This window comes from Nostoc sp. UIC 10890 (genome assembly GCF_054786515.1).
Genome location: NZ_JBSGKF010000048.1, coordinates 1 through 5,854 on the forward strand (window position 1 = coordinate 1; position 5,854 = coordinate 5,854).

Here is a 5,854-nt window from a genome sequence, read left to right on the forward strand (position 1 = left end):
CTTGTAATTCTTCTTCCAGGCTAGCTAAAGTTGTTTGTGTTTCTGTTACTATTTCTTCAGATATCCTCAATTTTTCCTGTATATTTTTCATTTCTAATTTTAATTCTTTTATGTCGGAAATATCATGGGCAGGTTTTGATTCAATGCTTTGTAAGAAAGCAGTTTTCATTTCTTGTAATTCTTCACGTCCACGCCTAAGTTCTTCTATTGCTTTTTCATAATAACTTAAAGGTGTTTTCCAGTCAGTATCTATTTTTGACATATAATAAATTGATTAGTTTGGTAAATTAGTAGGTAACATCAAGTTCTTTGAATTAGGATTCAGCATTAAATTATTGGTAGGTTCATAAGTATTAATCACGCTATGCCAAAATTCGCAAAGTAAGCCATATTTAAGCCAGTCTTTAATTGATCTGTTTTTTAGTTCTGGAGACTTGCTCACCAATGCTGCCATCATTAAAGCATTTTGTTGCAATTGACCATAAACTTTTAAAACCTGATCAATATCTGTATTTTCATTTAATTTGCTTAATTCATAACATTGAGTTAACTCATAAAGTTCAACATCAGATAAAAGTCCACCAGATTTTAATCCTAATTTAAGTTTTTGCCTACATTTATCAAAAGGATTTGGCAAATAGTGAATTAAGTACCTTTTAAATTCATTACGTATTAGCTCTAACTTACCATCTATCAATTCAGACAATTTATTAATTACTTGAGTTGCATCCTGAAATACAGCATTTTCTAAAGCTTCTATTCTTTGTAGGCTATTCTCAACAGTACTTTGTGAGAGACTAACAGCTTCCATTACACACAATGTTATTTGATTAATTCTATTTTCCAAATAGTAATTTGTTGTAGTTAAAGTTTCGTTTATAGCTTCTTTTCGGATATTGTCTATTGTTTGCAAATAATGCTTAATCTTGTTATCAGCATTATCTAGCAAATACTCAATATCAGCTTTAGTTTTAGTTTCTAAAATTTCAACTTTAGTAATTGCATGGTTAACACGTTCTTGAGCTATATAATCAATATTTCTAATTAAAGGATTAATTCTATCATCAAACAAATCATATATATCTTTTTTAATATCTTTTTGTAACTCTTTGACTAATTTTTCAAGTTTTTTAACAAACCCACCGAGAATAAATCCTATCATTTCTAATTATTTTAAAAGTATTAATAAACTAAGTCGAGACAAAAGACTAATTGTAATCAATAAAAAGATGAACACATTAGTAACGACACTCGCTCTTAATTTAAGATTCCCATTTTGGAACGAAAAATAACTTTATTTGAAATCTCTATACGCAAGCGTCTGCTGCAACACTGTATATCTGGAAGAACTACTGCGAACTTAGAAAGGAGTCGAGTTACGCAAAGCTGTATTTGTTGCGGCTTGTAAGGAAGGCAGGAAACGAGAGGCGCAACAGTCCAAGTTCATAAGGGTGAAAATTCCGCCGCACCTGTGGCAAATCCTGAAAAGTGGTCGCATGAGGCGATTGTCGCAAGGTCAAATATGCGACCTGTAAGAAGGGAGAAACTGAATCGGCGGCGAATTCGGGGGAGAATCCGTGGTTTGAATTCTTGCAAGAATGCTGGAATGATGATCCGGCTTTGCAGATTGTAATCAAGAAGCTGCTGACGAAGTTTCCGCAGTGGGGATTGGTGACGGCGGATGGCGTGTTGGTGGGTTGGGAGAGGTAGCAATCACACTGTCTCAGAATAACGTGCAGTTAAAACGATTGCTGCTTGACGCTTGTAGATCAAGATTCCCTTGCATTGATACTGCCAAGCGACGAATTACTTTCTGAAAATGGGGACGCATAATCTGCGACTCGCTCCCATCCCCACTTATAAGCAGTATCAACCAGAATTTCTTTCCCATTGCGGAACTTGATAAATTCCTGCCCGTGGTCGTCAAATATGTCTGCAACCAGTTGATTACGCTCGTCGTAACCCCACATATCTACTGCTGCCCTCCACCAGCGCTTTCCGGGTGAGAGTAATTGTTCAAGTTCTAAATACTCCGGCTTCCAGTATTTGGTGCGCCATTGATTTGCCAGTGCGTCGATTAATATCGCAGTCGGGTAGATGGGCTTGAGGTTTTCTTCGAGCCAAAGTATATAAACGATTGCGCTCCTGACAGCATCTTCTAAACAATAGCTGGATGCTTCTAGAGTGTCTTGGAGTTGCTCATCGTTAAAATTTACGCCGAGCGATCGCAGAGCTGGAGCGTACAAATCAAATAATTCTTGTTCTACAGAATCGGCAGACCAGAACCACATAAGAAAAAGAAAACTCCTGCTGGGTGGCTAAATAAAATTTAGCATTTAGCGTGGGAAGTGTTGATGTGGGGACAAGTAGCGATGTCTAGCAACAAGCCGTTTCACGTCTACGCTAATCAAACTCAGGGGCAAGTAGAAGCAGGTAATCCCGCTTCTCTACGAGACGCTGCGCGAACGTTGTTGGTTAAAAACTCGGTTTCGGGTGTAGAAGTCAAAGCAGTTGATGAGGGCAAAGATTCCACCGCGTCTTTCACCAGTGCTGAAAAGTGGTCACATGAGGCGATTGTTGCGTGGTCAAGTGTGCGACCTCTTCGGATGCAGAAACTCTTGCGTTGCGGGGAATTCGGGCGAGAATCCGGGGTTTGGGTATTTGCAAGAGTGTTGGGATAATCCGGCGTTGCAGATTGTGATCAAGAGACTACTGGCGAAGTTTCCGCAGTGGGGGATTGCGATTGTTGATGAGGTGTTGGTTGATTGGAAGATTAGCTAGGAGAGCGGCAAGACCTTCTCTGAACACTATGTCAATATTTCCTCGCCTATAACTCGTTCAAGAGTTTTTTTTATAATTGAAAGTGAAAGTGTTACCATTTTTAATCACTTGTCGCATCTCTTCGCACATTGGATATTCATCTACACCACTTAAGCTTACCCAAGCTTTGGATCTGGTAAGTGCAACAAATAGCTGGTTACAAAGGCTTATGCTGATTTCATTTTTTGCAATGGGTCAGCTTGAGCGGTTTTAAGCATCGTTATTGTGAATACTAGCACCATTTTGTTGTGCCTCAGCAATTCACTGTTTCTTTTGTAGTACATGGGCAAATGCTTTGAAGTCCAACAAGAAAGAACGTATGATTGTTCGCAAGGAAAGTGCTTGTGTCTTAAAACTGAATGCTACTGTACTGATTACTTTTTTAGTTTTAGTGCTAACAGGATACTACCTAATAAACCTAATACAAAAGATGGTTCAGGTACAGATGCAGATGAAGAATCTTTTGTTACTGTGTAAGTTCCTGATATGGAAGCTAAATCTCCAGCAGGAACCCCATTTAATTTTCCTTTATCTAAAAAATTATAAATAAAAGCAAGATTATTTCCAGTTACCTGTAAAGAGCTTATACGTCCATCCGTCGTCACAGCAACACTCACATTTGAGAAAGTGCCTTCTGAACTAGGATAGATAATTGGATCAAAACCTGGGTTTATAAATTTCAAGAACGATGACGAAACAAAGCTAGGGTTAGAAATAAGTGCAGGCGATAAATCTTTCGCAAATTCAAAGTCTTCACCCGAATCAATATACTTGAGTTGCCCTATTCCTTGTAAACCGTCTAAATTAAAACCATTTAATCGGCCACCTTTTACTAAAAAATTAAAATCAATTGTGAAATTTGCAGCTTGAGCCGGAGTAATATAAGCTCCAATGATAAGAAATACTATTCCAGTAGCTGTTGATAGATGCTTAATAACACTCATAATACTTAGTTTTTATCTATGATAATTCATGTATTTTAGTACCAAGTGTTATTAACTTTTCAAAAATTAATAAGGCGTAGCAACTTAAGCCTGCCAGAAGAACTCACGGAAAAGATTATTAAACCATCCCAGACACGATCCCTACTCCGGCTGGTTAAAACTCCCGACAAGTTACAATAAGCTGTTGCGATCGCTAGCCCAGGAACCGCCAAAAGAAAATGCTCAAGAATGTCTACGGCTGATGGGCATGGCACTGAAGAACCTCGCCAGTGCTATGAACAATACCCAAGCGCTCGAAGCTGCGGCAATCATTCTGGGGAGTGAACCTACACCAACTGCGATCGCATATCGAGCCGAGCAACTAGAAATGCTTCCCCAAGCGGTTAGTGAAATTCGGCAAGTACTTGCAAAGCCTGGGTGTACTTGGCAGGAGTTTTGTAGTGTTGCCCAAGAGTATGAGGTGATTAAATCAGACTACTGGGCGGAATTGACCACCCAAGAAACTGAATTAATTACCGCATTCCAAAAAGCATCCTCTCAACAGGACACAATCGGACTCGGTTCTATAGTTGCCCATGCTGACCCATACCGTACTTTGTATGTCGAAAGGGGTGAAGTTGTAGAGGATTTAGGCGAAGAGTTGATAGTAGCTTGGAATTGCTGGAAGGAGCAATCGAAAAAGACTGATAGGTATTTCCGAAACGAGTTGCGATTCTGGCAACCTCAATAGCCTTCCAGTGAATCGGTGATTTTTTAGACAACCAAATACAAGTACCAAGCCCCGCATCACAGTGGGGGAAATTTCCGTGCGTCAACATAACAGGAGATTATAAAATGACTGCAACTATCACAAGACCTAAGCCCAAAAAGGCTGCTGCTACTAAAGCACAGTCACCGTATAAAAGGCTTCATGTGATTATTCCCATAGAAGATTTGCTCTGGGCTTCGCAGCAAAAGCCATCAGTGACGCAATTGTGGCAAGAGTGTTGGACAGCTGACCCATACGGTTCTCGGTGGATGCCTTTGACCTCAGCTTTGGGGTACAGTACTTTTATCTGTGCGAAGAAAATTCTCTCCGAAAGTGGGTTGTTCATTTTCAAACCCGACAAGTCAATTCAGGATGGACGGGAGACTGCTAGCTGGATGGTGAGGAATTTGCACGGCAGCAGAATGAAGGAGTTCTGGGAGAAAGCCAATGCTGAAAATCAGGAACCCTGTGCTGAAAAACGAGAATTAAATGCTAGGGATTCAGAGATGAATGCTGGCTCTGAAGAAATGGGTGCTTTAAATCAAGCATCTATTTTAAGTCAAGGTCAATCAGAGCAAGGGTTTCAGAAAGCCTCACGAACTGTTCAGGAACACCTAACGAACTCTACAAAAGAGTTCGTTAGGTGTATCTCTGACACGCTTACAGAAAATTCGCGTGAGGAGCAGACGGCTCACGCGCCCTTGTGGGGCGCGTCGCCTCAGATTGTTCAAAGCGTGTCAGAGTTGGAGGAAGAGTTACCTGCGGTAACAGACTGTACATCGCTGGCGCTTGTGGATGATGCACAGAGTAATCTCGCTTCGTTATTGGCTGAAAAGCAGGATTGTGGCGTTGAAGCAATATTCCCTCATAAAGGTACTTGTTCCGCCGCGCCCGTCGTTGTAAATGAATTTTCTTCAACTTTAGCGATCGCTAATCAAACACAGGGGCAAGCAGAACAAAATAATTCCGCTTCTTTGTTGGCTGAAAAGCAGGATTGTGGTGTTGAGCCGAAAGACTGTCATGAAGGTGGTTATTCCACCGCGTCCGTTGCCCAAAATGAATTTTCTGACAAGGAAGCAGCGATCGCTAATCGAACTCAGGGGCAAGTAGAACAGGGTAATCCCACTTCGTTGTTAGTTGAAAATTTAGCTTTGGGCGTAGAAATCAAAGCGGATCATGGGGGCGAAGGTTCCGCCGCGCCTATCCCCAGTGCTGAAAAATGGTCGCATGAGGCGATAGTTGCGCGGTCAAATATGCGACCTGTAAGAAGGGAGAAACTAAATCGAGTGCTGAATCCGGGTGACAATCCGGGGTTTGATTTCTTGCAAGAGTGCTGGAATGA

General features: G+C 40.9%; 7 protein-coding genes and 1 pseudogene. 3 read left to right on the plus strand and 5 right to left on the minus strand.

Annotated elements, in window-relative coordinates; translation table 11 throughout:
* From ACWATR_RS38370 to ACWATR_RS38385, 4 genes are all read right to left on the minus strand, one after another.
* The coding region (locus ACWATR_RS38370) for a hypothetical protein (protein ID WP_460345139.1) at positions 1-262 on the minus strand (262 nt) is incomplete at its 3' end.
* 12 nt (positions 263-274) lie between these two features.
* Positions 275-1,162 (minus strand): hypothetical protein, encoded by an 888-nt coding sequence (locus ACWATR_RS38375; RefSeq protein WP_460345142.1) that lies wholly within the window; start codon positions 1,160-1,162, stop codon positions 275-277.
* A gap of 281 nt (positions 1,163-1,443) precedes the next feature.
* A complete protein-coding gene (locus tag ACWATR_RS38380; protein WP_460345145.1) occupies positions 1,444-1,713 on the minus strand; it encodes a hypothetical protein in 270 nt (89 codons plus the stop codon).
* Positions 1,714-1,769: 56 nt separating this feature from the next.
* The gene (locus ACWATR_RS38385) at positions 1,770-2,291 is read right to left on the minus strand and encodes a hypothetical protein (protein WP_460345148.1); all 522 of its coding nucleotides are present in this window, start codon (positions 2,289-2,291) and stop codon (positions 1,770-1,772) included.
* An 81-nt stretch (positions 2,292-2,372) separates the two neighbouring features.
* Here ACWATR_RS38385 and ACWATR_RS38390 point away from each other — a divergent pair, with 81 nt between their 5' ends.
* Positions 2,373-2,681, plus strand: a complete 309-nt coding sequence (locus tag ACWATR_RS38390; protein ID WP_460345150.1) for a hypothetical protein — start codon at positions 2,373-2,375, stop codon at positions 2,679-2,681.
* A gap of 513 nt (positions 2,682-3,194) precedes the next feature.
* On the opposite strand, the gene ACWATR_RS38395 is transcribed toward ACWATR_RS38390, so the two are convergent.
* Positions 3,195-3,764, minus strand: a complete 570-nt coding sequence (locus ACWATR_RS38395) for a hypothetical protein (protein ID WP_460345153.1) — start codon at positions 3,762-3,764, stop codon at positions 3,195-3,197.
* A gap of 184 nt (positions 3,765-3,948) precedes the next feature.
* Here ACWATR_RS38395 and ACWATR_RS38400 point away from each other — a divergent pair.
* A pseudogene (locus ACWATR_RS38400) lies at positions 3,949-4,494 on the plus strand (hypothetical protein); the annotation flags it as partial.
* Positions 4,495-4,598: 104 nt separating this feature from the next.
* Positions 4,599-5,854, plus strand: a 1,256-nt coding sequence (locus ACWATR_RS38405) for a hypothetical protein (protein ID WP_460345156.1), incomplete at its 3' end; no start/stop codon positions are given.

What these genes read in the sequence shown, in the direction of transcription:
- ACWATR_RS38375 (WP_460345142.1), bottom strand. Translation starts at nt 1,162, where the DNA reads ATGATAGGATTTATTCTCGGTGGGTTTGTTAAAAAACTTGAAAAATTA.
- ACWATR_RS38385 (WP_460345148.1), bottom strand. Translation starts at nt 2,291, where the DNA reads ATGTGGTTCTGGTCTGCCGATTCTGTAGAACAAGAATTATTTGATTTG.
- ACWATR_RS38390 (WP_460345150.1), top strand. Translation starts at nt 2,373, where the DNA reads ATGTCTAGCAACAAGCCGTTTCACGTCTACGCTAATCAAACTCAGGGG.
- ACWATR_RS38395 (WP_460345153.1), bottom strand. Translation starts at nt 3,764, where the DNA reads ATGAGTGTTATTAAGCATCTATCAACAGCTACTGGAATAGTATTTCTT.